Annotated in this window: 20 protein-coding genes and 1 riboswitch; of the genes, 12 read left to right on the top strand and 8 right to left on the bottom strand. The window is 68.3% G+C overall.

What is annotated here, in order from left to right:
• Nucleotides 1–115: 115 nt before the first annotated feature.
• Nucleotides 116–303, top strand: a riboswitch (cobalamin riboswitch).
• Nucleotides 304–440: 137 nt separating this feature from the next.
• The 6 genes from E2E30_RS16730 to cobS are packed head-to-tail and all read left to right on the top strand — an operon-like array spanning nt 441 to nt 5693.
• The gene (locus tag E2E30_RS16730; protein ID WP_133191514.1) at nt 441–2435 is read left to right on the top strand and encodes a TonB-dependent receptor plug domain-containing protein; all 1995 of its coding nucleotides are present in this window, start codon (nt 441–443) and stop codon (nt 2433–2435) included.
• 13 nt (nt 2436–2448) lie between these two features.
• Nucleotides 2449–3003: a hypothetical protein gene (locus E2E30_RS16725; RefSeq protein ID WP_133191513.1), complete on the top strand. Its 555-nt coding sequence runs from the start codon at nt 2449–2451 to the stop codon at nt 3001–3003.
• Complete coding sequence (locus tag E2E30_RS16720; RefSeq protein WP_133191512.1) at nt 3000–3407, top strand: DUF1636 domain-containing protein; 408 nt, start codon at nt 3000–3002, stop codon at nt 3405–3407. The genes E2E30_RS16725 and E2E30_RS16720 overlap by 4 nt, the downstream gene beginning before the upstream one ends.
• Complete coding sequence (gene cobT / locus E2E30_RS16715) at nt 3404–4417, top strand: nicotinate-nucleotide--dimethylbenzimidazole phosphoribosyltransferase (protein ID WP_133191511.1); 1014 nt, start codon at nt 3404–3406, stop codon at nt 4415–4417. Before E2E30_RS16720 ends, cobT begins: the two co-directional genes overlap by 4 nt.
• Nucleotides 4414–4983 carry a histidine phosphatase family protein gene (locus tag E2E30_RS16710; protein WP_133191510.1) on the top strand — a complete coding sequence of 190 codons (570 nt, stop codon included), beginning with the start codon at nt 4414–4416 and terminating at the stop codon, nt 4981–4983. The genes cobT and E2E30_RS16710 overlap by 4 nt, the downstream gene beginning before the upstream one ends.
• Nucleotides 4980–5693, top strand: a complete 714-nt coding sequence (cobS, locus tag E2E30_RS16705) for an adenosylcobinamide-GDP ribazoletransferase (RefSeq protein ID WP_133191509.1) — start codon at nt 4980–4982, stop codon at nt 5691–5693. The genes E2E30_RS16710 and cobS overlap by 4 nt, the downstream gene beginning before the upstream one ends.
• On the opposite strand, the gene E2E30_RS16700 is transcribed toward cobS, so the two are convergent.
• Genes E2E30_RS16700 through E2E30_RS16690 form a run of 3 tightly spaced genes read right to left on the bottom strand, consistent with a single transcriptional unit; the run spans nt 5658 to nt 9032 of the window.
• Nucleotides 5658–7127 (bottom strand): cobyric acid synthase, encoded by a 1470-nt coding sequence (locus tag E2E30_RS16700; protein WP_133191508.1) that lies wholly within the window; start codon nt 7125–7127, stop codon nt 5658–5660. The two genes, cobS and E2E30_RS16700, sit on opposite strands and share 36 nt — an antisense overlap.
• Nucleotides 7115–8053: an adenosylcobinamide-phosphate synthase CbiB gene (gene cbiB, locus E2E30_RS16695; protein ID WP_133191507.1), complete on the bottom strand. Its 939-nt coding sequence runs from the start codon at nt 8051–8053 to the stop codon at nt 7115–7117. Before cbiB ends, E2E30_RS16700 begins: the two co-directional genes overlap by 13 nt.
• On the bottom strand, nt 8046–9032 hold the full coding sequence (locus E2E30_RS16690) for an aminotransferase class I/II-fold pyridoxal phosphate-dependent enzyme (protein ID WP_165954553.1): 987 nt from the start codon (nt 9030–9032) through the stop codon (nt 8046–8048). The genes cbiB and E2E30_RS16690 overlap by 8 nt, the downstream gene beginning before the upstream one ends.
• Before the next feature lie 82 nt (nt 9033–9114).
• Here E2E30_RS16690 and cobU point away from each other — a divergent pair, with 82 nt between their 5' ends.
• Nucleotides 9115–9636, top strand: a complete 522-nt coding sequence (gene cobU / locus E2E30_RS16685; RefSeq protein WP_133191505.1) for a bifunctional adenosylcobinamide kinase/adenosylcobinamide-phosphate guanylyltransferase — start codon at nt 9115–9117, stop codon at nt 9634–9636.
• 13 nt (nt 9637–9649) lie between these two features.
• On the opposite strand, the gene E2E30_RS16680 is transcribed toward cobU, so the two are convergent.
• Both E2E30_RS16680 and E2E30_RS16675 read right to left on the bottom strand, forming a co-directional pair.
• On the bottom strand, nt 9650–12538 hold the full coding sequence (locus E2E30_RS16680) for a GAF domain-containing hybrid sensor histidine kinase/response regulator (RefSeq protein WP_133191504.1): 2889 nt from the start codon (nt 12536–12538) through the stop codon (nt 9650–9652).
• Between the two features lie 7 nt (nt 12539–12545).
• Nucleotides 12546–14021, bottom strand: coding sequence for an ATPase domain-containing protein (locus E2E30_RS16675; RefSeq protein ID WP_206365598.1), 1476 nt, complete (start codon nt 14019–14021; stop codon nt 12546–12548).
• Between the two features lie 153 nt (nt 14022–14174).
• Here E2E30_RS16675 and E2E30_RS16670 point away from each other — a divergent pair, with 153 nt between their 5' ends.
• The 3 genes from E2E30_RS16670 (at nt 14175) to E2E30_RS16660 (ending at nt 17135) form a co-directional block, all read left to right on the top strand.
• On the top strand, nt 14175–15323 hold the full coding sequence (locus E2E30_RS16670; RefSeq protein WP_133191502.1) for a zinc-binding dehydrogenase: 1149 nt from the start codon (nt 14175–14177) through the stop codon (nt 15321–15323).
• 152 nt (nt 15324–15475) lie between these two features.
• A complete protein-coding gene (locus tag E2E30_RS16665; protein WP_165954552.1) occupies nt 15476–16183 on the top strand; it encodes a hypothetical protein in 708 nt (235 codons plus the stop codon).
• Between the two features lie 229 nt (nt 16184–16412).
• The gene (locus E2E30_RS16660; protein WP_240698964.1) at nt 16413–17135 is read left to right on the top strand and encodes a Crp/Fnr family transcriptional regulator; all 723 of its coding nucleotides are present in this window, start codon (nt 16413–16415) and stop codon (nt 17133–17135) included.
• A 7-nt stretch (nt 17136–17142) separates the two neighbouring features.
• On the opposite strand, the gene E2E30_RS16655 is transcribed toward E2E30_RS16660, so the two are convergent.
• The 3 genes from E2E30_RS16655 to E2E30_RS16645 are packed head-to-tail and all read right to left on the bottom strand — an operon-like array spanning nt 17143 to nt 23008.
• A complete protein-coding gene (locus E2E30_RS16655; protein WP_133191499.1) occupies nt 17143–18564 on the bottom strand; it encodes an efflux transporter outer membrane subunit in 1422 nt (473 codons plus the stop codon).
• Nucleotides 18561–21749, bottom strand: a complete 3189-nt coding sequence (locus tag E2E30_RS16650) for an efflux RND transporter permease subunit (protein ID WP_133191498.1) — start codon at nt 21747–21749, stop codon at nt 18561–18563. The genes E2E30_RS16655 and E2E30_RS16650 overlap by 4 nt, the downstream gene beginning before the upstream one ends.
• Nucleotides 21746–23008, bottom strand: a complete 1263-nt coding sequence (locus E2E30_RS16645) for an efflux RND transporter periplasmic adaptor subunit (RefSeq protein WP_133191497.1) — start codon at nt 23006–23008, stop codon at nt 21746–21748. The genes E2E30_RS16650 and E2E30_RS16645 overlap by 4 nt, the downstream gene beginning before the upstream one ends.
• Nucleotides 23009–23098: 90 nt before the next feature.
• On the opposite strand from E2E30_RS16645, the gene E2E30_RS16640 reads away from it, so the two are divergent.
• A complete protein-coding gene (locus E2E30_RS16640; protein ID WP_133191496.1) occupies nt 23099–23776 on the top strand; it encodes a response regulator in 678 nt (225 codons plus the stop codon).
• Nucleotides 23773–25086 carry a sensor histidine kinase gene (locus E2E30_RS16635; RefSeq protein ID WP_240698963.1) on the top strand — a complete coding sequence of 438 codons (1314 nt, stop codon included), beginning with the start codon at nt 23773–23775 and terminating at the stop codon, nt 25084–25086. The genes E2E30_RS16640 and E2E30_RS16635 overlap by 4 nt, the downstream gene beginning before the upstream one ends.
• Nucleotides 25087–25095: the final 9 nt, after the last annotated feature.

Genomic DNA, 25095 nt, shown 5'->3' with positions numbered 1-25095 from the left:
CTCGAGGGTTCGTTTCTGCCCAGCGACCATAACCGAACCGCGCCGCATTGCACGGGCGGCGTAGCGCGACCGCGCGAGCTGATCCAGGTGATTGACCCGTTTCCGTCCCCCCGCTACGCGCCGTCCTGCGACAGGTTCCCCGGCGACGGGGATGAAAAGGGAACGGGAAAACCCCGGCTGCCCCTGCAACTGTAAGCGGCGAGTTGCCCGGCCATTTGCCATTGGGACCTTCGGGTCCTGAGAAGGCGGCCGGAACGACGGTGACCCGTGAGCCAGGAGACCTGCCCGTCGCAGTCGTCTTTCGACCGGCCAGGGTGCGCCGAGCGAACGGGGAAGACCCCGCGTGACGACATCGCCGACCTGCATCGTGCAGGCGGGATGGTTCGCGCCCTCCCCCTTGCGCGCTTCAGGTCTCCGACTGTCTACAAGCGGGGACTGCCATGAAACGATTCCACCCATCGACCTCGGGCCTGCTACTCGGCCTGCTGATCGCGACGCCGGCCTTCGCCGACACGCCGCCACGCCCCGACGATGCCCAGCAAGCGCCACGCCCCGATGCGGCGAGCGACATTCCGACCGACGCGAGCGCCGACATCGTCGTTACGGCGACACGCGTGCCGACCGCGATCGACCGCGTCGCAGCTTCGGTCACCGTGCTCGACAAGGCCGCGATCGACCGCAGCCAGGACATCGGCGTCACCGAAATCCTGGTCCGCACGCCCGGCGTCAGCATGTCGCGCAACGGCGGCTATGGCACCAACACCTCGCTGCGCATCCGCGGCGCCGAGACCGACCAGACCGTCGTCGTCATCGACGGGGTCAAGCTCAACGATCCCTCGTCGCCGGGCGGCGGCTATAATTTCGCAAATCTCCTCACCGGCGACGCGAGCCGGATCGAAGTGCTGCGCGGGCCGCAATCGATCCTGTGGGGCAGCCAGGCGATCGGCGGCGTCGTCAACATCGTCACCGCGCTGCCGCAAAAGCCGATCGAGGGGAGCTTCGACGTCGAGGCGGGATCGCGCGAGACGGTCAGCGCGCGCGCGGCGATCGGCGGCAAGACCGGGCCGCTGACCTTCCGAATCGGCGCGCAGAGCTTCACCACCGCCGGCATCTCCGCGATCGCGCCGGCGTTCGGCGGCACCGAGACCGACGGCTATACCAACCAGAGCGTGACCGGACGCGCCGAACTCAAGCTCGCCGACGGGATCAGCGCCGACGTGCGCGGCTATTATGCGCGCGGCCGCGTCGAGCTCGATGGCTTTGCCGGCGATTCGGCGGACTATTCGGTCGATACGCAATTCGTCGGCTATGCCGGGCTCAACGTCGATCTGTTCGGCGGGCGGCTGCGCAATCGCGTCGCCTATGGCTATACCGATATCCAGCGTGACAATTACAGCCCCGAGTTGCCACAACCGCTGACCTTCGCCGCGAACGGCCGCAACTCGCGGCTCGAATATCAAGGCAGCCTCGGCATCGCGACCGGCTGGGACGCGGTGTTCGGCGTCGAACACGAGGTTTCGCGCTTCCGCACCGTGTCGCCCGACGGCACGCTCGGCACGCCGATCCCGGCGCCCGACCGGGCCCGCGCCGCACTGACCGGCGTCTATGCCAAGCTCACCGCGACGGTGGCCGACGGGCTGACGCTCAGCGGCGGGGTGCGCAACGACGATCATAGCCGCTACGGCAGCAAGACGCTGTTCGAGGCGGGCGCGGTGTGGGCGCTGCGCAGCGGCACGACGCTGCGCGCGAGCTATGGCGAGGGCTTCAAGGCACCGACGCTGTACCAGCTCTTTTCCGAATACGGGAACCAGACGCTCCGGCCCGAACAGGCCAAGGGTTGGCAAGCCGGCGTCGAACAGCGGCTGCTCGGTGGCGCACTGACGCTCGGCGGCAGCTATTTCGAGCGCCGCTCGACCAACCTGATCACTTTTGCCAGCTGCCCTGACGTTCCGACGACGGCGGTGTGCTTTCAGCCCGGCACGACGATTGCGCGCTTTGGCTATTACGCCAACGTGTCGCGCGCACTCGCCCGCGGCGTCGAGGCGCAAGGCGCGCTGCGGCTCGGGCAGCGCCTGCTGATCGACGGCAATTACACCTATTCGCTCTCGGAAGACCGGTCGCCGGGCGCGACCTATGGCCTGCAACTCGCACGGCGCCAGCGCAATGCGGCGAACGGATCGGCGACCTATACGCTGCCGAGCGGGATTTCGGGCGGCGTTGCGGTCCGCTGGTCGGGCGAGACCTTCAACGACGCGGCGCACTTCACGCGGCTTGCCCCCTACACGCTGGTCGATTTGCGCGCCGAGCTGCCGGTCACCCAGCATGTCGCGCTGTTCGGGCGGATCGAGAACCTGTTCGATGCGCAGTATCAGACGATCTATCGCTACGGCACGCTCGGCCGCAGCGTCTATGCCGGCTTCCGTGGCCGGTTTTGAGGGGGAGATGCCGATGACCACCGACCTTCACGCGCGTCAGGCCGATCTGCTGTGGATCCTGCTCTTCACCATCGCGAGCACGCTCACCACGCTGATCTTCGCTTGCGCCACGCCCTTTCCCGCACTCGCCGCCTTGGCGGCGGTGCATCTCGACCGCCGCGACGGCGTCGCGCTGATGGTTGCCGCCTGGGCGGTGAGCCAGGCGGTCGGGTTTTGCGTGTTGGGCTATCCGTGGGACGCCGCGACCGCGCTGACCGGCGTCGCGATCGGCACCGCTGCGGTGGCGGGCGCGATCGTATCGAGCCTCGTCGATAACCGCGTTCCGGCGCGCTCGACCGTCGCGCGGCTCGCGATCGCCTATGTCGCGGCCTTCGCCGTGTTCAAGCTGGCGATCCTGCTCTGGGCCCCGGTGATCGGCCATGCCGATGTCGCGCTGTCGCTGCCGATCCTGCAACGCCAGTTCGTGCGCTACGCCGCGATCCTCGCTGCGTTCTACGCGCTCTACCGCGTGCTGACCGCGGCGGGCGTGCCAGCCCCGGCGGCCGCGCCGCAGCCGGTGACGGCATGACCTTGCGCGAAGTGACCGACGGCCCAGCGGTCGTCGCGTGCAACACGTGCCGCTTTTCCGCCGACGCCCGCGACGATGCCGCCAATGTGCGCGGCGGGGCGCGGCTGGTCGAGGCGTTGCGCGCGGTCCAGGCCGAGCCCGGCTATGACGGCGTCGCGGTGCAGGAAATGCCGTGCCTGTTCGCCTGCCAGGATTTCTGCACGGTGCATCTGCGCGCGCCGGGCAAGGTCGGCTATGTGCTCGGGCGCTTCGAGCCGAGCGCAGAGGCCGCGCGCGCGATCCTCGATTATGCGCTGCTCTATGCCGAGAGCGACGCGGGCCAGGTGCCCTATCGCAGCTGGCCCGCAGGGGTGAAGGGGCATTTCATCACGCGCACGCCGCCGGCCGGCTTCGTCGTCGAATGACCGGATTCGAGTCGGTCGCCGCGTTCGAGGCCGCGCTCGCCGCGCTGCCCGGGCCCGATCGTAGCGCGCAAGCCGAAGCGGCCGAACGGCAGGGACAATTGACCAAGCCGCCGGGTTCGCTCGGGCGGCTCGAAGATCTCGCCGTGTTCGTTGCCGGGTGGCAGGGCCTCGGCGCGCCGCGGATCGCGCATGGGCGCGTCGCGGTGTTCGCGGGCAATCACGGAATCGTCGCGCACGGGGTCAGCGCGTTCCCGGCGGCAGTGACGGCGGAAATGGTCCGGAACTTCCGGAACGGCGGCGCTGCGATCAACGCGCTGGCCGCGGCGGCGGGGCTCGAACTGGTCGTCGTTCCGCTCGACCTCGACCGACCGACCGCCGACTTCACCCGCGCACCCGCAATGTCGGCCGACGAATGCCTCGCCGCGCTCAACGCCGGCGCGGCGGTGGTGCGCGACGACGTCGATCTGCTCGTGCTCGGCGAGATGGGGATCGGCAATTCGACCGCTGCCGCGGCGCTATGCGCGCGCAGCTTCGGCGGGGCGGCTGCCGACTGGGTCGGGCCCGGGACGGGGGTCGATGCCGCGGGCGTCGCGCGCAAGGTCGCGGTGGTCGAGGCCGCGCTCGCCTGTCATGCGGATGCCCCGACGACCGCGTTCGAGACGCTCCGCCGTGTCGGCGGGCGCGAGATTGCGGCGATCGCCGGCGCGGTCGTCGCCGCGCGGCTGGCGGGCGTGGTGGTGGTGCTCGACGGGTTTATCTGCAGCGCAGCACTCGCGCCGATCGCTGCGGCGCATCCCACGATTACCGACCATTGCATCGCCGGGCATTGCTCGGCCGAGCCGGGGCATGCGCGCTTGCTCGCGCGGCTGGGGCTTACGCCGCTGCTCACTCTGGGCATGCGGCTCGGCGAGGCGAGTGGTGCCGCCGTGGCCGCGGGCGTGATCCGCGCTGCACTTGCCGCGCATGCCGAGATGGCGACCTTTGCCGAAGCCGGCGTCTCGGGCGCGTGAGCGCGCCGGTCCTGCTCCACCTGCTGCGCCACGGCGCACCCGAGTTGACGGGCACGCTGCTCGGGCGGATCGACAGCGCGGTGACGGCGCAAGGCCTTGCAGACTGCGTGGGCCGGGCCGTCGGACTCGATGTCGCGACCGTCGTAAGCTCCGACCTGATCCGCGCGCGCGCCTGTGCGGAAACGATTGCGCGCGACCACGGGCTTGGCGTGTCGGTCGACCCGCGCTGGCGCGAGCTCGATTTCGGCGCGTGGGACGGGCAAGCGCCCGCGACGATCGACCCCGCCGCGCTCTCCGCCTTCTGGGATGATCCCGACGCCAATCCGCCGCCCGAAGGCGAGCGCTGGTCGAGCCTCGCCGCGCGCGTCGGCTCGGCGTGCCGCGACATCACCGTGCCGACCTTGGTGGTGACGCATGCCGGCGCGATGCGCGCCGCGCTCGCCACGCTGTGCGGGTTTTCGCAAGCGCAGACCTGGTCGATCGACCTTCCCTACGCCGCCCTGCTGTCGCTGCGGGTATGGCGCGAACCCAGCCTTGCCGCGCAGATCGTCGGACTGTCGGCATGAAGCGGCTGATCGTCGCATTCGGTTTCCTGACTCGCCTGCCGGTGCCGCAGGTCTCCGCCGACGGAAACGATTTTGCCGCGGCGATCCGCGCTTATCCGATCGTAGGACTGGCGATCGGCGGGCTCGTCGCGGCGAGCGGCTGGGCGGGAAGCCAGATCGATCCGTGGGTCGGCGCGCTCGCCGCGCTGGTCGCTTGGGTGGCGGTGACCGGCGCGCTGCATCTCGATGGGCTTGGCGATCTCGCGGATGGGCTCGGCGCGGCGCATCGCGACCGGACGCGGCTGCTCGCGGTGATGGCCGATCCGCATATCGGGAGCTTCGGGGTCGTCACGATCGGGCTGCAGCTGCTTGCCAAGCTCGTCCTGCTCCATGCGCTCGCGGGCATCGCGTGGTGGCCCGTGATCTTCGTGCCGTTTGCGGCGCGGATCGGGCCGCTTGCCTGGGCGCGCTGGCTGCCGCCGCTGCGTGATGGGCTCGGCGCGCGCGTCGCCACCGCAGTGCGATCGCGCGATCTGATCGGCTGGGCGCTCGTGCTTGGCGCCACGGCGGTCGCGCTCCCCGCTGTGCTCGTCACGCCAGTCCTGATCCTCGGTTTCGGCCTGTGGCTGCGCTGGCGCGTCGGCGGGGTGAGTGGCGATTGCCACGGCGCGGGGATCGAACTGGTCGAGACCGGGCTATTGCTCGCGATCGTCGCGTGCGGTCTTCGATAGCGCGATCAGCGCGTCGATATCGACATGGCGCTCGAGCGTCGCGGCGATCGCATCGAGCGCGGCATCGATCGACGCGCGGTGATCGGGCCCGGCACCGTCGACACCGATCCGCGCGAGCCACGCCGCGCGCTGGCGCGCATCGCCGAGCAAGCCGTGGACATAGCTGCCGCACACCAGCCCGTCGGCGCTCATCGCCCCCTCGGCGCGGCCATCGCCGAACTGGCCGACAGGCCGAGCGGTATCGGGGCCGGTGGTGCGCCCCATATGGATCTCATAGCCATCGAACGCCGCACCGAGCGCCGTCCCGCTGACCGCGCCGACGGTCTTGGCGCGCCCGATCTCGGTCTCGACGTCGAGCAGGCCGAGCCCCGCGACCGCGCCGACCGGCCCCTCGATCCCGTGCGGATCGGATACGACGCGCCCGAGCATCTGATACCCGCCGCACAGCCCGAGCACCGGCCGCCCGCGCCGATGGTGCGCGAGGATGTCGATATCCCACCCTTGCGCGCGCACGAACGCGAGGTCGGCGATCGTCGCCTTCGATCCGGCGAGCACGATCAGCGCCGCATCGGGAATCGGCTGACCGGGCGGCACCATCACCAGTTCGACATCGGGCTCGAGCCGCAACGGATCGAGATCGTCGAAATTGGCGATGCGCGCGGTGATCGGACACGCGATGACGATCCGCCCGTCGCCACTGACACTGCGGCGTTCGAGCACGACTGCATCCTCGCTCGGCAAGCGCACCGCTTCGGGCAGCCACGGCACCACGCCGAACCCGCGCCACTCGCTGCACGCTTCGATCGCGCGATAGCCGTCGTCGAACAGCGCGGGATCGCCGCGAAACTTGTTGACCAGAAAGCCGTGGATCATCGCCGCGTCTGCTGGGTCTATCACCGCGCGCGTACCGACCAGGGAGGCGATCACCCCGCCGCGATCGATATCGCCGACGAGCACCACCGGCACACCGGCGGCGCGCGCAAACCCCATATTGGCGATGTCGCCGCTGCGCAGGTTGATCTCGGCGGGGCTCCCGGCGCCTTCGATCACGACGATATCGGCCTGCGCGCGCAAGCGGTGATAGCTGGCGAGCACATCGTCCAGCAGCCCGGCACGCCCCTCGCGCCAGTTCGCCGAGCCGAGCGTCCCGCGCACGCGCCCGTGAACGATGACCTGCGAGGTGCGGTCGCCCTGCGGCTTGAGCAGCACCGGGTTCATGTCGACATGCGGCGCGACGCGCGCGGCGAACGCCTGCGTCGCCTGCGCGCGGCCGATCTCGCCGCCATCGGCCGTGACCGCGGCATTGTTCGACATGTTCTGCGGTTTGAACGGCCGGACGACGAGCCCGCGATTGGCGAGCGCGCGACACAGGCCGGCGACCAGCACCGACTTGCCGACGTCCGACCCCGTCCCCTGCAGCATCACAGCACCCATGCGATGCCCCCTGCCACGATCCACAGCAGCGCGCACCCCCGCCGATAGACGCCGAGCGCGCGACGGATCTCGCGCGCGCCGATCACCACGGCGCCAGTCCCGATCCACGGCTTTTCGGCGACCACGCCATCATAGGCGATCGGCCCGGCGAGCCGGACGTCGAGCACCCCCGCCATCGCCGCCTCGGGCCAGCCGGCGTTGGGCGAGGCGTGCTTCCCCGCATCGCGCCACAGCGTCGCCCAGCCGCCCCCGCCGACCGCGCACAGGATCATCCCGGCGAGGCGCGCGGGCACCAGGTTCGCCACGTCATCGCTCCGCGCCGCGCCCCAGCCGAACATCCGCCAGCGCGGCTCACGGTGGCCGATCATGCTGTCGGCGGTGTTGAGCGCCTTGTAGATCCACAGCCCCGGCAGTCCCCCCAGCAGCAGCCAGAAGAACGGCGCGACGACGCCGTCGCAGAAGCTTTCGGCGAGACTCTCGATCGCGGCGCGCGCGACGCCGGCTTCGTCGAGCGCGGCGGTGTCGCGCCCGACGATCATCGCCACCGCACGCCGCGCCGCAGGAAGATCGCCCGCCTCGAGCGCCGCCGCGACGGGGCGGACGTGATCGTCGAGGCTGCGCTGCGCCAGCCCCGGCCAGGCAAGCACCGCAATCCCGATCCATGCCCAACCGCCTAGCAGCGCCCGCAGCGCCAGCGTCGTTCCCCAGGTGATGCCGCCCACGCTGCCGACCAGCAGCAGCACCGTCAAAATTCCGCCAATCCACCGCGCCTGCGGCGACCGCGTTGCACCATTCCAGCGCGCCTCGCACGCCGCGATCAGCCGCGCGCACCACCCGACCGGATGGCCGATCCGCGCATACAGCCCGCCCGGCCAGCCGAGCAGCGCGTCGAGCGTGAGCGCGCCGAGCGCTATGGGCTCAACCACCAGCCAGCGCCCGATCGAGCCTTGCCAAGGCAGCCGCGCTCCCCGGCAAACCGATCCGCAGCCAGTCGGGGGCGTAATCGAAGGGCCGCGTCAGTATCCCCGCCGTCGCGAGCCGCTCGAACACCACCGCAGCATCATGCGTCTCAACTAACCGGAACAGTGGGCAATCCCCCCGCGGCGTGAGGCCGTGCCTGCGCAACACCTGGTCGAGCGCAGCAGCAGCTGCAGCAAGATCGATCCGCATCGCGTCGCGCCACTGCGTATCGCGATATGCGCCGATGCCGAGCTCGATCGCGGCCGATGAAACCGGCCAGCTTCCGAGCCGCTCGCGATACCCCGCAACGATCGCCTCGGCCCCGCAAACGAAGCCGAGCCGCACCCCGGCGAGACCGTAGAATTTCCCGAACGAGCGAAACACCAGCACGCGGTCGTCGTCGCGCAGCAGCGGCAGCACGCTCGCCCCAGCGACACAATCGGCGAACGCCTCGTCGATCACCAGCCAGCCGCCATCCGCAGTGCGCGAGCGAGCAAGGTCGAGCAGCGTTTCGGGCGCGATCACCCGCCCGTCGGGATTGTTGGGATTGGCAAGCAATGCGCTGCGCCAGTCCGCGTCGGCCAGCGCCTCGCTCTTAACCGGCGTGGCGAGGGGCAAAGCGGCAAAGTGCGAGCCATAGCTCGGCGCAACGACACAGGTCGGCCCCGGCAACCCCATCGTCGCGAGCAAGCGCAGCCCGATCTCGCTCCCCGGCAGCGCGGCGATCGCCCCGCACGGCATGCCGAACGCCGCCGCCGCCGCATCCTCGAGCGCTGCCAGCCGGCTCGGCGAGGGCAGCACGCGCGGATCGGCCAGCGTCAGCGCCGCAGGGTCATAGCCGTTCGGATTGATCCCGGTCGACAGATCGAGCCACGGCAAGGGCGCCGCCGGATAGCGCAGCGCCGCGGCATCGATGCGGCCGCCATGGATCGTCAATGCGGACACGGCTCTAGCTCTCGACTTGCGGCATGCCGGGTGCCATCGCCAATCCGCTTGCCGCGCGCAAGCCGCGATAAGGACGCTGCCAATGCCGACCTTTACCAAAAGCCTGTTGGTGCTCGGCGGCGCGCGTTCGGGCAAGAGCCGCCATGCGCAGGCGATTGCCGAGGCGAGCGGCGGCGACCTCGTCTTCATCGCGACGGCGCAAGCCTTTGACGGCGAGATGACCGACCGCATCGCGCGCCACCGCGCCGACCGCGACGCGCGCTGGCGCACCATCGAAGCGCCGCTCGATCTCGCCGAGACGATTGCGGCGGAGGACCGGCCGGGCGCGACGATCCTCGTCGATTGCCTGACGCTATGGGCGTCGAACCTGCTCCTCGCCGACGCCGATACCGATGCCGCGGCGCAAACGCTTGTCGCGACACTCGCGCGGGCCAGCGCGCGAATCGTCTTGGTCTCGAACGAGGTCGGCTTCGGCATCGTCCCCGACAACGCGCTCGCCCGCCGCTTCCGCGACGTAGCGGGGCTGCTCAACCAGCGCGTCGCGGCGGTGGTGAGCGAGGTCGATTTCGTGATCGCCGGGCTACCGCAACGGCTCAAGGGCTAGCGCGTCGGCGCGGTTACGCGCCGTTCCCGACCGCGCCCTCGCCCCCCGTCCCGAGCAAGTCGCGGATCCGCGCGCTCATCACGTCCATCGGAAACGGCTTGGTCAGGATGTGCATCCCGGGATCGAGATGGCCATTCCCGATCACCGCATTCTCGGCATAGCCGGTGATGAACAGGATCTTGAGATCGGGCCGCTTCTGCCGCGCCGCATCGGCGAGCTGACGCCCATTCATCCCCTTGGGCAGCCCGACATCGGTGATCAACAAGTCGATCCGCACGGGTGAATCGAGGATCGCGAGCCCCGCCGGACCATCGGCCGCCTCGAGATAGTTGCAGCCGATATCGGCGAGCAAATCGGTCACCAGCATCCGCACGGCATCCTCGTCATCGACGACGAGGACGGTCTCGCCACTCGCCAGCGGCAAGGTCGCTTCGGTCGGCAGCGCCACTTCGTCGATCGCGTGCTGGCCGACGACGCGCGGAAAATAGAGGCACATCGTCGTGCCCTGCCCGAGCTCGGAATAGATCCGCACTTGCCCGCCCGACTGGCGGACGAAGCCGTAGATCATCGAGAGGCCGAGCCCAGTCCCCTCACCGAGCGGCTTGGTGGTGAAGAACGGGTCGAATGCGCGCTCGATCGTCTCGGCGCTCATCCCCGAACCGGTATCGGTGACGCATAGCGAGACATATTGGCCCGGTGGCAATTGCCGCTCGGCAGCCGCCTTCTCGTCGAGCCATTTGTTTGCGGTCTCGATCGTGATCCGCCCGCCTTCGGGCATCGCGTCGCGCGCGTTGATGCACAGATTGAGCACTGCGTTCTCGAGCTGGTTGGGATCGATCAACGCGGTCCACAATCCGCCCGCGCCGACGACTTCGAGCTCGATCGTCGGCCCGACCGAACGGCGCAGCAGATCGTCGAGGCTGACGATCAGCCGATTGATGTCGGTCGGCCGCGGATCGAGCGTCTGGCGGCGCGAGAAAGCGAGCAAGCGGTGCGTCAGCGCCGCCGCGCGCTTGGCCGCCTGCTGTGCTGCCTCGACATAGCGCTCGACATCGCCCGACCGGCCCTGGCGCACGCGGATCTGCATCAGCTCGAGGCTGCCCGAGATCGCGGTCAGCAGATTGTTGAAATCATGCGCGATGCCGCCGGTCAGCTGTCCGACCGCCTCCATCTTCTGCGCTTGCCGCAATTGCGCCTGCGCCGCCTCGAGCTCGAGCCGCGCTTCCTTCTCGGCGGTAACGTGGCGCCCGCTGGCATAGATCAGCCCGTCGCCCGACGACGCCACCCACGACACCCAGCGATAGCTGCCATCGCGGTGGCGGATGCGGTTCTCGAACTGGCGCAAGGGTTCGACCTGCGCCTGGCGATACGCGGCTTGCGAAGCGAGCGCATCGTCGGGATGGACGAAGTCGTCATAGGCTCGCCCTTCCATCTCGCGCGGATACCAGCCGAGGATTTCGGTCCAGGCGGGATTGACCGCGACGAACCGCCCGTGCGTGTCGATCACGCCGAGCAGGTCCTGCGAATTCTGCCAGGTGCGGTCGCGCTCGCGTGTTCGCACTTCGACCTCGCGCTCGAGCGAATCCGCGAGGTCCGCAAGCGCCGTCTCGGCGTTGCGGCGTTCGATCGCCGATTGCGTGCGGTTCGCCACATCGCGGATGAACGCGATGTCCTCGGCCGACCAGGGGCGGACCTCGGCATGGTTGAGATAGAGCAAGGCGACGAACTGGCCGTTGTCGACGATCGGCATGTTGATGAACGCGCGCGCCGAAATCGCCTCGAGCGCGCTCGCGCCGCCGGCGGTGCGCGGGTCGAGCCGGGCGTCGGCGATCGCCGCGGTATCGCCACGCTTGAGATCCTCGATGTACGATCCGTAGTCGCGGAAATGGAGCGTGCCGGCGAGGCTCTCGATCCCCGGCATGTTCCAGTCGCGCTTGACGGTGATCGTCTCGCGCACCGGGTCGATCGTGCCGTACCCCGCGCGGCTGACCCCCATCGTCTCGCCGAGGATGCGCGCGGCGAGGAACGACATCTTGTCGGCATCGGTCATATGCCGCAACGCGTCGCCGAGTTCGAGCAGCGCTCGCTGGCGCAGTTCGTCCTGCCGCCGCTCGGTGATCTCGTGCGACACCCCGACCAGTCGCACGATCGCGCCCGACGGATCGCGTTCGACGCGGCCGTTGATCTGTACCCAGTGGAGCGACGCATCGCGCCACAGGCAGCGCGCTTCGAGATCGAAATCGACCCCCATCGCGACCGACTCCGCCAGCGCGTCCTCGAGGAGTGCGCGATCCTTCGGATGGACGGTGTCGATAAGGTCTTCGAAATCGAAGCGATCGTCGGCCCCGCGCCCGAAATGCGCCTTGCTTTCGGGCGCGGCGCTGAGCGTTCGCGCCGGCATCGCCAGCGTCCAGGTCCCGAGCCCGCCGGCCGACAGCGCGAGCTTGAGGCTCGCTTGCCCGTCATTGATTTCCTCGAGCCGCGCGCGCGCTTGATATTGCCGGATGCGCGCACGCGACGCGGCCTTGGCGAGGCTGACGAGCGTCGTCGGATGAAACGGCCGTTCGAGAAAGGTGACGTTACCGAGCGTCTCGAGCAACCGCACCGCACCCGGATTGCGCTCGAGCCCGCCGCCACGCTCGGTCAACAGGATAAACGGAAAGTCCGACCATTCCTGCTGATCGGCCAGGAATGCGGCAAGCTCGCGCAGATCGGCGTTGCGCAGCGCCTCCTCGGTGATGATCGCAAAGCCGGCGCCGCGTCGCAGCGCCGCCACCAACGCCGCAAGGTCGGGCACCGTCTCGGCGACGAGCCCCGCTTCCGCCAGCATCGCTCGCGCGATCGCACCATCGCGACCACGCGGCGCAAGCACAACGGCACCTTCTGCAAACGTACGGTTCAACGGTCGTTCAAGCCTTCGTGCCAAGGAGCCCTTCGTCGTCCCCCAGCAAGGTCGGCACGCCCCGCAACACGCCCTGAAAGCCCGTCAACGGCTCACCGAGCGTGATCCCGTTGTCGCCGATCATGAACTCGCGGATCGTGTCCTCGTGGGGACCGGTCCGCTTCTTAACGACCGAAATCGCTCTTCGGACCCGTCCGCGCGCTTCGAAATATCGCAGCAAAATAACGGTATCGGCGAGGTAGGTGACATCGACCGGCGACTTCATGTCGCCGACCAGCCCGTGCTGCGCGACCGTCAGGAAGGTCATCACGCCCTGCCGGTTCAGATATTGCAGAAGCTCGTGCATGTGCAGGATCAGCGCCTGCTCTTCGGGCATCGCCGCCTGATAGCCGTTGAGACTGTCGACGATCACGGTGCGCGCGGCATGCGTCTCGACACAGGCGCGGACGCGTTCGGAAAATTCGCCCGGCGTCAGTTCGGCAGCGTCGATCTGTTCGATCACCAGATTGCCCGCCGCGACCATCGCCGGCAGATCGATGTCGAGCCCCTTGGCGCGTTCGAACAGCAGACCGAGCTCTTCGTCGAAGATGAACATCGCCGCGCGTTCGCCGCGCGCGACCGCAGCCTTGACGAATCCGAGCGTCAGCAGCGACTTGCCGGTCCCGGCCGGGCCGAGGATCAAGGTGCTCGCGCCGCGCTCGAACCCGCCACCGACCAGCGCGTTGAAGGCGGGATCATCGACCCCGACGGTCTCGCGCGTGAAAGCGGTCTTGTGCTCGGCCGCAACCAGCCGCGGAAACACGCGGATCCCGCCGGTCCCGATAACGAAATCGTGATAGCCACCAAGATATTTGCGGCCGCGATATTTGAGCACGCGCAGGCGGCGGCGCTCGGCGCCGTAATTCGGCGACAGCTCCTCGAGCCGGATCACCGCATGCGCGACGCTGTGGACGCTCTTGTCGCCGACATCGGCGGTGAGATCGTCGAGCATCAGGACCGTCGCGTCGGCCTTGGCGAAATAATGCTTCAGCGCGAGGATCTGGCGACGATAGCGCAGCGAGCTTTGCGCCAGCAGACGGATTTCGGACAAGCTGTCGAGCACGACGCGCACAGGCCCGATCCGCTCGAACGATTCGAAGATCCGCTTGGTCGTCTCGCCAAGCTCGAGATCGGAGGAATAGAGCAAGCTCTGTTGCTGATCGGCGTCGAGCAGGCTTTCGGGCGGCACGAGTTCATAGATATTGAACCCGTCGGCGAAGCTCCAGCCATGCGATGCAGCGCCATCGCGCAACTCTTCCTCGGTCTCCGATAAGGTGATGTAGAGCGCGCGCTCTCCCGCCGCGACGCCCGCCATCAGGAATTGCGTGGCGATCGTCGTCTTGCCCGTACCGGGGCTTCCTTCGAGGAGAAACAACCGCCCGCGCGAAAGGCCGCCGGCCAGAATGTCATCGAGGCCCGTCACCCCGGTCGCGCAATTGTCCATCAAGCCTCACTACACCATCGTCGCTTCGCTTCGTGCCACGCGCCGACGTCTTCGATCCCTACCAAACCGTCGCCGGGGAGAGAACCACGTTCGCACTCGCGCGCGGGTCACTCAGCGGCTAGGGATAGCGCTACTATAAGAGAGGAAATCCCGATGACCGATCCTGTTCCAAGCACTGGCCTCCAATTGCTGTCGCGCGTCACCAAGGACGCGCATCTCGAGGTCTCGCTGATCGACCAGCCGGTTCCCGCGCCACGCGACGATCAAGTCGTCGTCAAGGTGCTGGCAACGCCGATCAATCCGTCCGATCTGGGATTGCTGTTCGGCGCCGCCGACATGAGCAGCGCTGTCGCGACGACGCGCGACGGCCATCCGCTCGTCACCGCCGATGTGCCGCCAGGCGGAATGCGCGCGATGGCGGGCCGGCTCGATGAAGCGATGCCGGTCGGCAACGAAGGCTCGGGGATCGTCGTCGCGGCCGGCGCCTCGCCCGCCGCGCAGGCGCTGCTCGGCAAGACCGTCGCGATGCTCGGTGGCGCGATGTACGCGCAATATCGCGTTCTGCGCGTCGCCGAGTGCATGGTGCTCCCCGACGGCACCGCGCCCGCCGATGGCGCATCGTGCTTCGTCAATCCGCTGACCTCGCTCGCGATGACCGAAGTGATGCGGCGCGAAGGCCACACCGCACTGGTCCACACCGCCGCGGCATCGAACCTCGGCCAAATGCTCGTCAAGATCTGCCTCAAGGACGGGATCCCGCTCGTCAACGTCGTCCGCAGCCCGGCGCAGGCCGAGTTGCTGCGCGGGATCGGCGCGGTGCATGTCGCCGATTCGAGCCAGCCCGACTTCCTCGAGACGCTGACCGCGATGATGGTCGAGACCGGCGCGACGCTCGCCTTCGACGCGATCGGCGGCGGCAAGCTGGCCGGGCAGTTGCTCAGCTGCATGGAGGCAGCCGCAGTCAAGCGGATGACGACCTATAGCCGCTACGGATCGGACACCTTCAAGCAAGTCTATATCTATGGCGGGCTCGACGTCGCGCCGACCACGCTCAACCGCAACAGCTTCGGGTTTAGCTGGTCGCTCAGCGGCTTCCTGCTGACGCCATTCCTCGTCAAGATCGGCGCCGAGGCGGTCCAGGCGCTCAAGGATCGCGTCGTTGCCGAGCTGACGACGACCTTTGCGAGCCACTACACGCACGAAATCTCGTTGGTCGAGGCGCTTCAGCCAGACGTGATCGAAGCGTATAATCGCCGCGCGACGGGGACGAAGTATCTGATCTGCCCGCACAAGGCTGGCTGATCGCCGCAGGGCGAACGTCAGGCACCCTCAACGGGATACACCCGCCTGACGTTCGCCCGGGCCAACCGCTGCGCATTGAGGAACCGACCTGCACGGCAAAGCGTTCGAGTGGATTAAACCCGCTCGAGGTGGAATCCGTGGCCCGACACCGAATGTCCCTGGAGTGTGCCCCCTTTGCCGAGACCGCCGGCTTGCGCGCCGATTTGGCGGAGGTGAAAGCACAGCTCCGCGCGGCACGATCCGCGCTCGACGACGAGCGCGACCGCGCGGCCCAGCTGATCACGACGATTCGATCGATCGTCTCGCAAAGCCCTGCCTCGGGCGGGCCGGCCGATACCATTGCGGACCACTTTGCCGCACGGCTCGACGTCCTGGCACGCTATCACCGCCATCCCAGCGAATCGCACGACCTGGAAATGCTGATTCGCGATGAACTGCGCGAATTCCAATTCGGATGGGATCCGCGGATCACGATCGGTGGCCAGATCACATGGGTCCAGCCCGCACAAGCGCAAGCGCTGGCGCTCGCGTTCCACGAACTGATCATCAATGCGCTCAAGTTCGGTGCCTTGTCGCACCCTGGCGGCAAGCTGCAGATCGCCTGGGTGGCGACGACCAGAGAGCTGCGGCTCGATTGGACCGAAACCGGCGGCGCCGTCGAGCAAAACGACGCCCACCATCACGGCTTCGGGCGCGAACTGATCGAGCAGGCGCTGCCCGATCAACTCGGTGCGCGCACGCACTTCGCGTTGCGCGCGGACGGACTCCATTGCCGAATCGGATTGCCGCTCGGTTCGCGCCACGCCTTCACGCACCGCATCGTCGCGAACATCCTATCGCAGAGCACCGCATTACAATAAATTTGGTTGGGGCGGTTCCGCGTCGCTGACATAGATACGGCACAGTATTGTCGAACTATTTGACGCGATTGATCTACATTATTGCCATTCTTACAGGCTTTCCGCAGTATCGGGTGTCAGCGAGTACGCCATGCCTATGGCGCTGGAGTGTTCACCCCAAATTACTCGGGCTATCATGGACCAGCAGACTGCTCCGCACGACTTCGACCAGGCGAAACGGGGGGCACACGTGCTCGAAGACCCGTTTGTACCGCTGTTGGCCAAATTACAGCGCGTCTCGCACCTCGACGAAGACGACCTCCTGGCGATTCGGGCGTGGCCGATTCGTATGCAGAACGTGCGCGGCAACGGCTACCTCCTGCGCGATGGGCAAATGGTGCGCGACTGCAGCTTGGTCCTTGAAGGGCACGCCTTTCGCAGCAAACTGACCGGCGTCGGGCAACGCCAGATCCTGTCCTTCCACCGCCGCGGCGATATCGTCGATCTCCACCATCTCGAACTGCGCACCGCCGACCATAATGTCCAGGCGCTCAACGAGGCGCGGATCGCCTGGATTCCGATCGATGCGATCCGCGCGACGATCGACGCGCGCCCGAACGTCGCGCGCGCGTTGTGGCGCGACAGCTTGATCGACGGATCGATCCAGCGCGAATGGATCCTCAACGTCGGTCGGCGCGACGCGCGGACGCGGATCGCGCATTTGCTGTGCGAGCTGATCTATCGGCGCGAAGGGCCGCCGCTCGACGACGCGCAACGCCGTTTCGAACTGCCAATGAGCCAGGAGCAGATCGCCGACGCGACCGCGCTCACCCCAGTGCACGTCAACCGCATGCTGCAAAATCTCGAGGCCGAGCAGCTGATCGCCCGCGAGCGCCGGATGTTCGTGGTGCAGGATTGGGACGCATTGTGCCGCGTCGCCGATTTCGACCCGGCGTATCTGCACTTCGATTGATCCGCGCTTAGCTCGGCGGCACGCCACCACCCGCTGCCTGGAACAAGGCGACGGTATCACTAAGCCGAGCGGCGCGTGCCTGGATGACGAGCGAGCGCGCCTGCGCATCGGTCGCGGTCGCGTTGAGCAAGGCGAGCGTCCCGACATCGCCGAGCGCGAGCTGCCGCCGGATGAAGCCGAGCGCACGCGCCGACGAATCGCCCGCGCGCGACGCCGCGTCATAAGCGTCGGCATCGGTCCGGAGCCCGGTGAGCGCATCCGACACGTCGCCGAACGCCTGGAGCACGGTCGCGCGATATTGCGCCTTGGCCGCATCGAGTGCCGCCTCGGCGGCGCGTTGCTGATGCCGCAGGGCGCCGGCGTGGAAGATCGGTTGCGTCACACCGCCGAACACCGACCAGAACGGATTGCCGCTTTTGAACATGTCGAACAAATGCTGCGCGGTGCCGCCACCGGTGGCCTCGAGCTGGATGCTCGGCAGTCGCGCCGCGATCGCCGTCCCGACATCGGCCGCAGCGCCCTCGAGCTGCGCACGCGCCGCGCCCACGTCGGGCCGTCGCGCGACCAGGTCTGATGGCAGCAGCACCGGCAGATCCTGCGGCAGCGCGAGCGCGGCCAGCGACGGCAGCGCCGGGAGCGTGCTGCCAGGGGTACGCCCGATCAGCGTGGCGATGACGACGCGCTGATGCGCCTCGGCGCGCACCAGCGCCGGCAGCGCGCTTTGCGCGGTCGCGAGCGCCGCCTGTTGCGTCGCCACATCCGCCGCGCCGACCGCGCCGAGCTGCTGCCGCTTCAGCAATTGCGCGAGGATGTCGCGATTGACCGAGACGCTCGTCTGGAGCGCCGCGATCTGGTCGGCAAGCGATGCGCGCTGGATCACCGCCTGCACGAGATTGGCGAGCACCGTGGTGCGCGCGGCATCGAGCCGGTGGCGCTGCACCTCGGCGAGCGCACGCGCCGAGCGGATCCGCGTCTTGATGCCGCCGAATAGATCGGGATTGTAGCTGACGTTGAGCTGCGCGGTGTGGAGCGTGTAGAGCTGCTGGTTCGAATCGATCACCGCGGGCGAGAGCGCATTCGACACGCGCGTGCGCTGGCCCTGGTAACTGGCATCGACCTGGGGCAGCGCGCTGCCCGCGGCGGCGGATGCCTGCTCGCGCGCCTGGCGCAAGGTCGCATCGGCGACCGCGATATCCGTGGCGTGCGCCAGTGCTTCGCCAACGAGCGTATCGAGCTCGCTGCTGCCGAAGGCGCGCCACCATTCGCGCGGAACTTCGGCAAGCCGGGTGGCCTGGGTCGGCCCCTGCGGCGGCGCAAAGCTCTGCAGCGCCGTTGCCGGGGGCAGCGCAACCGGCGGCACCACCGCGCGCGGCCCCATTGCGCAGGCGCTCACGCCAAGCGCGAGCAGGCTGATTGCGATCCGCTTCATGCCAGCGTCTCCCCCTCGGCCGCGGGATGCGGATGATGCCCGACATCGCGGCCATGCGCGCCGCGATCCTCGGGCGCGACACGATGCGAGAACAGGTCGATCAGCACCGGCAGCACGAGCAGGATCAGGATCGGCGCGAGCGTCATCCCACCGACCACGACCAGAGCGAGCGGCTTCTGAACCTGGCTGCCGATCCCGTTCGACAAGGCCGCCGGCAGCAAACCGATCGCCGCGACGAGGCAGGTCATCACCACCGGACGCAGGCTGTGCCGCACCGTCGTCGCGATCGCGCCTGAGCGCGCGACGCCCTCGTCGATCGCGTGATTGAAGGTGGTGACGACGAGGATGCCGTCCATCACCGCGATCCCGAACAGCGCGACGAAGCCGATCGCCGACGAAATGCTGAACGCCGTCCCCGACACCGCGAGCGCGAGCACGCCGCCGATGATCGCCATCGGGATCGCCGAAAAAGCCAGCAGGCTGTCGCGGATCGAGCCGAAATTGGCGTAGAGCAGCAGCAGGATCAGCAGCAGGCTGATCGGCACGACGACTTCCAGCCGCGCGACGGCATTGTTGAGATTGTCGAGCTCGCCCGCCCATTCGAGATGATAGCCCGGCGGCAGATGGACGCTCCGCGTGATCTCCGCGCGCGCCTGATCGACCGCGCCACCGAGATCGCGCCCGCGGACCGAGAATTTGATCGGGATGTAGCGCTCTTGATGCTCGCGATAGATGAACGACGCGCCCGAGGTCAGCTTCACGTCGGCGACTTCCGACAGCGGCACCTGGATCGTCCCCGTCCCGTTCGGCGAAGGCGCACCGACGGTGATGCGGCGGATCGAATCGATGCTGTCGCGCTGTTCGGCGCGGAGGCGAACGATGATCGGGAAGTGGCGGTCGGTGCCCTTCTCGTACAGATCGGCGCTCGATTGCCCGCCGATCGCCGCGGCGACGGTGGCGTTGATGTCGTCGGGGGTCAGGCCGTAACGCGACGCGCGCGCGCGATCAACGTCGATCCGCACGGTCGGCTGCCCGAGCGACTGGAACACGCCGAGATCGACGATGCCGGGGACCTTGGCCATCTTGTCCTTGATCTGATCGGCATACTTTTCGAGCGTCGCGAGGTCGGGGCCGAACAGCTTGATCGAATTGGCGCCCTTCACCCCCGAGGCGGCTTCCTCGACATTGTCCTCGATATATTGCGAGAAGGAGAAGTCGACGCCCGGGTATTTCGCCTGCAGCTTCTTCGACAGTTCCGCCGTCAGTGTCTCCTTGGTGACCCCCGCGGGCCAGGTGCCGAACGGCTTCAACGGCACGAAGAATTCGGCGTTGAAGAAGCCCGTCGAATCGGTCCCGTCATCGGGCCGGCCATGCGCCGAGAGCACCGATTCGACCTCGGGATAGGCCGCGATCATCCGCCGCACGCCGTCGACGACGGGCTCCCCGGCCTCGAGGCTGATCGATGCGGGCAAGCTCGCGCGGATGTACATATTGCCTTCCTCGAGATGCGGCAGGAATTCGATCCCGAGCGAGCGCACGCCGACCATCGCCGCGGCGAGCAGCAGCAACGCGCCCCCGACCGCGAGCACGCGGTTGCCGAGCGCGAAGGCGGCGGCGGGTTCGTAGGCGCGGCGCAGCTTGCCGACGATCCACGTCTCGACCTCGGACAGTTTGTCGGGGAGCAGCAGCGTCGCGAGCACCGGCGCGACCGTGAAGGTCGCGATCAGCCCGCCGGTGATGGCATAGGCATAGGTCTTCGCCATCGGCCCGAAGATATGCCCCTCGACTCCGGTCAGCGTGAACAGCGGCAGGAAGCTCGCGATGATGATCGCCGCCGCAAAGAAGATCCCGCGGCTGACCTCATGGCTCGCGCCGAGCACCGCCGAGAAGCGGCTCGCCAGCGTATAGTGCCCGCGCCCGTTTTCGACATGCGCCGAACGCTCGACCATGTGGCGAAAGACGTTCTCGACCATGATCACGCTCGCATCGACGACCAGCCCGAAATCGAGCGCGCCGACCGACAGCAGGTTCGCGCTTTCACCCTGAAGCACGAGGATCAGGATCGCGAAGGCGAGCGCGAACGGGATCGTCGCCGCGACGATGATCGCGCTGCGCAGGTTCCCGAGGAACGCCCATTGCAGGAAGAAGATCAGCGCGATGCCGGCGACGAGATTTTCGAGCACGGTGTGGATCGTCAGCTTGATCAGATCGGAGCGATCATAGACGCGGTCGAGATGCACGCCCGGCGGCAGCAGCCCCGAGGCGTTGATGTCGGACACTTCCTTCTGCACCGCCTGGATCGTCGGCATCGACTGCGCGCCGCGCTGCATCAGCACGATGCCCTGCACGATGTCGTCTTCATTGTTGTATCCGGCGATGCCGAGCCGCGGCTCGTTGCCGATCTGGACGCGCGCGACGTCCTTCAACAGGATCGGCTGGCCGTTGGCACTGCCGACCAGCACGTTCTCGATGCCGCCGACCGACTGGATCAGCCCGACGCCGCGCACGATTGCCGCCTGCGCGCCGAAGTTGATCGTCTGCCCGCCGACATTGCCGTCGCTCTTGGAGAGCGCCGCCAGCACCTGCGACACCGTGACGCCGTGCGCCGCGAGCCGGTCATTGTCGATCACCACGTCATAGGCGCGCAGCTTGCCGCCCCAGCCCGTCACGTCGATCACGCCCGGAATGCGCTTGAAGCGGCGTTGCAGCACCCAGTCCTGCAGCGTCTTCAAATCCATCACCGAATAGCCGGGCGGCGCGGTGATCTTGTAGCGATAGATCTCGCCCACGGGGCTGGTCGGCGACAGCGTCGGCTGCGCCCCGCCGGATAGCGGCGGCAGCTGCGACAGGCGGTTGATCACCTGCTGCTTGGCGGCCTCGTTGGTGAGATCGTAGCTGAACTGGATCTTGATGTCGGACAGGCCGAACAGCGAGATCGCGCGGATCGCGGTGAGGTGCGGGATGCCCGCCATGCCGACTTCGATCGGGATGGTGACGTTGCGCTCCATCTCCTCGGCCGACAGGCCTTGCGTCTGCGTGATGACCTCGACCATCGGGGGGACGGGATCGGGATAGGCCTCGATATTAAGGTTCCAGAAGCCGATCGCCCCCGCCACCAGCATGGCGGCGAAGATACCGACGATCAGCAGCCGCTGGCGCAGCGAGAATTCGACGATTCTGTTCATTCGCCCAGACCAGCCTCGTTGACGAACAACGCGCCCGCCGTGACGATCCGCTCGCCCGGCTTGAGCCCGCTCAGGATGACGACCTGGCCGTCCTGCTCGTCGCCGGCGGTGACGGTGCGCGCCTGCAACAGCCCATCGGGCCGGACAACCCAGACGCGCGCGCTATCGCCTTCATGGATCACCGCCGCGACCGGAACGCGCAGCGCCGCGCTCTGCTGCGCCCGCTGGATCGAGAAGCTGGCGAACATCTGCGGTTTCAGCGCGCCGTCGGGATTGGCGATCGTCGCGCGCACCGGTAAGCGGTGCGTCTGCGGATCGAGCGCGGCGCCGACCAGGTCGATTGTCGCGTGGAAGCTGCGCCCCGGCAGCGCGGGGGTGGTGACCGTCACGCTATCGCCGACATGCACTGCGCTCGCATCGCCCTCGGCGAGTTGCGCGATCAGCCAGACGTGCGACGGATCGGTGATCGTCATCACCGGCTTGTCGCCGCCTTGCGCGACATATTGCCCCGCCGCCACGTCGCGCGACGCAATCAGACCGCCGACAGGGGCGTGGAGCGTCGTGCGATCGTGGATGCCCGACACCTCGCCGACACGTTCGAGCGCGCCGATCTCGCCCGCCGACTTGCCGAGGATCGCGAGCTTGTCGCGCGCCGCGCCGAGCGCCGCCGCCGCGGTGCGCGCCGTCGCTTGCGCGGCGATCAGGTCGGTCTGTGCCTGTTGATAATCCTTTTGCGCGCCGCCTGCGGTTTCGAAGATCTGCTTCTGACGCTCGGCGTTGCGGGTCGCAGTGGCGAGTTGTGCTTGCGCGTTCTGGAACGCCGCGCGTGCGCTGAACAGGCCGCTGCGCGCATCGACGAAATCGCTCGTCTGGATCAGGAGCAGTGGCTGGCCCGGCTTCACATATTGCCCGGCATCGGCGAGCACTTTCACGACTTGCCCGGCATAGGGCAGCAGTACCGGCGTGCTGCGATCGCCGTCGACGGTGATCGCCCCGCTCGCGAGCGTGCGATGATCCGATTCGCCGACGCCGACGCGCAGCGTTTGGAGCCCCGCCATTTGCTCGCGCGTCAGCCGGAGCATGCCGGGCGGCGTCGTCGGCGGCGGTGCCGCATCGTGGTGGAACAGCGCGGCGAGCGCGCTCCACAACAGCGCCAAGCCGATCGCCACCCCTCCAACGATACCGAGCCAGCGCATTTGCGTCGCGCGCGACAGGCTACGGGTGGGGGGCAGCGCCTGGGGGGGAACGGTCGTGTGCATCGAAGGACCTGCTGTGATTTGGCTGTCAGCCCTAGGCGCGCTCGCTTACAGTCGGCTTACAGATGCCGCAGTGCACACAGAAAAGGTCCGATGCGCGTACTATTGGTCGATGATGAGCCCGCGGTCGCGACGGCGCTGGCGGATGCGCTGGTCCGGCGCGGCGTCGCGATCGACCATGCGTCGACGATCGAAGCCGCCGAAGCCTATCTCGAAGCAAGCGACTATGCCGCGGTGCTGCTCGATCTCGGCCTGCCCGATGGCGACGGGATGGGCCTGCTCACGCGAATGCGCGCGCGCGGCGATACGCGTCCCGTCCTCGTGCTGACCGCACGCGGGGCGATCGACGCGCGGATTCTCGGGCTCAACGCCGGCGCCGACGAATATATGGTCAAGCCGTTCGACCTCGACGAACTCCATGCCCGGCTGCTCGCGATCCTGCGGCGGCGCGACGGGCATGTCGGACGCGCGCTGCAATGCGGTGCGCTCAGCTTCGCGGTCGAGACGCGCGTCGCCTCGGTCGGCGAGCGCGTGCTCGGCCTGTCGGCGCGCGAGACCGAATTGCTCGAGCTGCTGCTGCGCCGCGTCGGCAAGGTCGTTCCCAAGCGGATCGCCGAGGATCATCTGTTCGGGCTCGACGGCGATCTCGGGTCGAATGCGATCGAGGTCTATGTCCACCGCTTGCGCAAGCGGCTCGACGAGGCGGCGACGGGTGCGCGAATCGAGACGGTGCGCGGCGTCGGCTATATGCTGCTCGCCACGCCGGCATGATGCGCGCGCCGCGCTCGCTGCTCGGACAATTCGTCGTGCTGCACATCGCGGTCGCACTGATCGCGACGCTGGTGTTGCTGTGGAGCGCGACCACGCTGCTCCACCAGACCGCCGATCGTTTCCAGCGCAGCTTGCTCGTTCGGCAGGCACAGGTCGTCGCGGCGGCGCGCGCGGACGGCGCTGGCACGATGGCGGCCATCCCGCTGATCAACGGCATGGCGGTCGCCACCTTCGGCAGCGATCGGCGGATCGACCGCAGCAGCGGCCCCGCGCGGCGCGCCGTGCTTGCCGCGGCACCGCTCGACAGTCGCGCGCATTTCTTCCGTCGGGGCGCGGTCGAGGGGTATAGCCTGCCGACGCGCGGCGGCTGGATCGTCGTGTCGCAGGACGACACCGACCCCGAGGTCATCACCGACGATATCGTACGGACCTTCCTCAAGCGCTTCGCCTTGCTGACGCTGCCGATCGCCGCGCTGGTGCCGTTGATCGGCGTGCTGCTCGCGCGGCGGCTGACGCTGCGGATGCGCGCGGTGTCGGCGATCGCGGCGACGATCGGCCCACAGTCGTTCGACACGCGCTTGCCGCGCGGGGTGCTTCCCACCGAGGCCGAGCCGCTCGCCGAGGCGACCAATGCCGCGCTCGACCGGCTGGTCGCCGCGCTGCACATCCAGAGCGCATTCGCCGCCGATGTGTCGCATGAACTCCGCACCCCGTTAGCCGCGATCCGGCTGCGCGCCGACGCGGTCGCCGATGCGGGCGTGCGCGCCGACCTGATGGCGTCGGTCGACCGCGCGGCGCGCGTCATCGGGCAGTTGCTCGCGCTCGCCGAGCTCGAGCAGCCGCAGGTCGCCGGAGCCGAGGCGTTCGATCTGGTGGCGCTCGCCACGCAGGTGGTCGCGGATCGGGCACCGGGCATCGTTACCGCGGGCCGGTCGATCGCATTCGAGACTGCAACCGATGTCGCCCCGGTCCACGGCTACCCCGACGCGATCATCCTCGCGCTCGAGAACCTGGTCGACAATGCCGCGAAATACACGCCCGTCGGCACGGCGATCATCGTCCGGGCGGGCCCCGGCGCGCGGCTGAGCGTGATCGATGACGGAATCGGCGTGCCAGCCGCGCAGCTTGCTCGGCTAAAGGACCGCCTCTGGCGCGGCGCCGATCGCGGCATCGAAGGATCGGGCATCGGCCTGTCGCTGGTCGAGCGGATCGCACGCGCGCATGGCGGCACGCTGACGATCACGCCCGGCCCCGCGGGGCGCGGCCTGGTGTTCGAGATCGTGCTGCGCGACCGAGCCACGCCGCACTGACCAGCCTCA

It is taken from the genome of Sphingomonas sp. AAP5 (assembly GCF_004354345.1).
Taxonomy (GTDB): domain Bacteria; phylum Pseudomonadota; class Alphaproteobacteria; order Sphingomonadales; family Sphingomonadaceae; genus Sphingomonas; species Sphingomonas glacialis.
The sequence above is the reverse complement of the archived record's forward strand: the minus strand, read 5'-3'. Positions and strand labels throughout refer to the sequence as shown.

What these genes read in the sequence shown, in the direction of transcription:
- cobS (WP_133191509.1), top strand. Translation starts at nt 4,980, where the DNA reads ATGAAGCGGCTGATCGTCGCATTCGGTTTCCTGACTCGCCTGCCGGTG.
- E2E30_RS16675 (WP_206365598.1), bottom strand. Translation starts at nt 14,021, where the DNA reads ATGGACAATTGCGCGACCGGGGTGACGGGCCTCGATGACATTCTGGCC.
- E2E30_RS16670 (WP_133191502.1), top strand. Translation starts at nt 14,175, where the DNA reads ATGACCGATCCTGTTCCAAGCACTGGCCTCCAATTGCTGTCGCGCGTC.
- E2E30_RS16650 (WP_133191498.1), bottom strand. Translation starts at nt 21,749, where the DNA reads ATGAACAGAATCGTCGAATTCTCGCTGCGCCAGCGGCTGCTGATCGTC.
- cobU (WP_133191505.1), top strand. Translation starts at nt 9,115, where the DNA reads ATGCCGACCTTTACCAAAAGCCTGTTGGTGCTCGGCGGCGCGCGTTCG.
- E2E30_RS16665 (WP_165954552.1), top strand. Translation starts at nt 15,476, where the DNA reads ATGTCCCTGGAGTGTGCCCCCTTTGCCGAGACCGCCGGCTTGCGCGCC.
- E2E30_RS16640 (WP_133191496.1), top strand. Translation starts at nt 23,099, where the DNA reads ATGCGCGTACTATTGGTCGATGATGAGCCCGCGGTCGCGACGGCGCTG.
- E2E30_RS16720 (WP_133191512.1), top strand. Translation starts at nt 3,000, where the DNA reads ATGACCTTGCGCGAAGTGACCGACGGCCCAGCGGTCGTCGCGTGCAAC.
- E2E30_RS16645 (WP_133191497.1), bottom strand. Translation starts at nt 23,008, where the DNA reads ATGCACACGACCGTTCCCCCCCAGGCGCTGCCCCCCACCCGTAGCCTG.
- E2E30_RS16700 (WP_133191508.1), bottom strand. Translation starts at nt 7,127, where the DNA reads ATGGGTGCTGTGATGCTGCAGGGGACGGGGTCGGACGTCGGCAAGTCG.
- E2E30_RS16635 (WP_240698963.1), top strand. Translation starts at nt 23,773, where the DNA reads ATGATGCGCGCGCCGCGCTCGCTGCTCGGACAATTCGTCGTGCTGCAC.
- E2E30_RS16655 (WP_133191499.1), bottom strand. Translation starts at nt 18,564, where the DNA reads ATGAAGCGGATCGCAATCAGCCTGCTCGCGCTTGGCGTGAGCGCCTGC.
- E2E30_RS16725 (WP_133191513.1), top strand. Translation starts at nt 2,449, where the DNA reads ATGACCACCGACCTTCACGCGCGTCAGGCCGATCTGCTGTGGATCCTG.
- cobT (WP_133191511.1), top strand. Translation starts at nt 3,404, where the DNA reads ATGACCGGATTCGAGTCGGTCGCCGCGTTCGAGGCCGCGCTCGCCGCG.
- E2E30_RS16730 (WP_133191514.1), top strand. Translation starts at nt 441, where the DNA reads ATGAAACGATTCCACCCATCGACCTCGGGCCTGCTACTCGGCCTGCTG.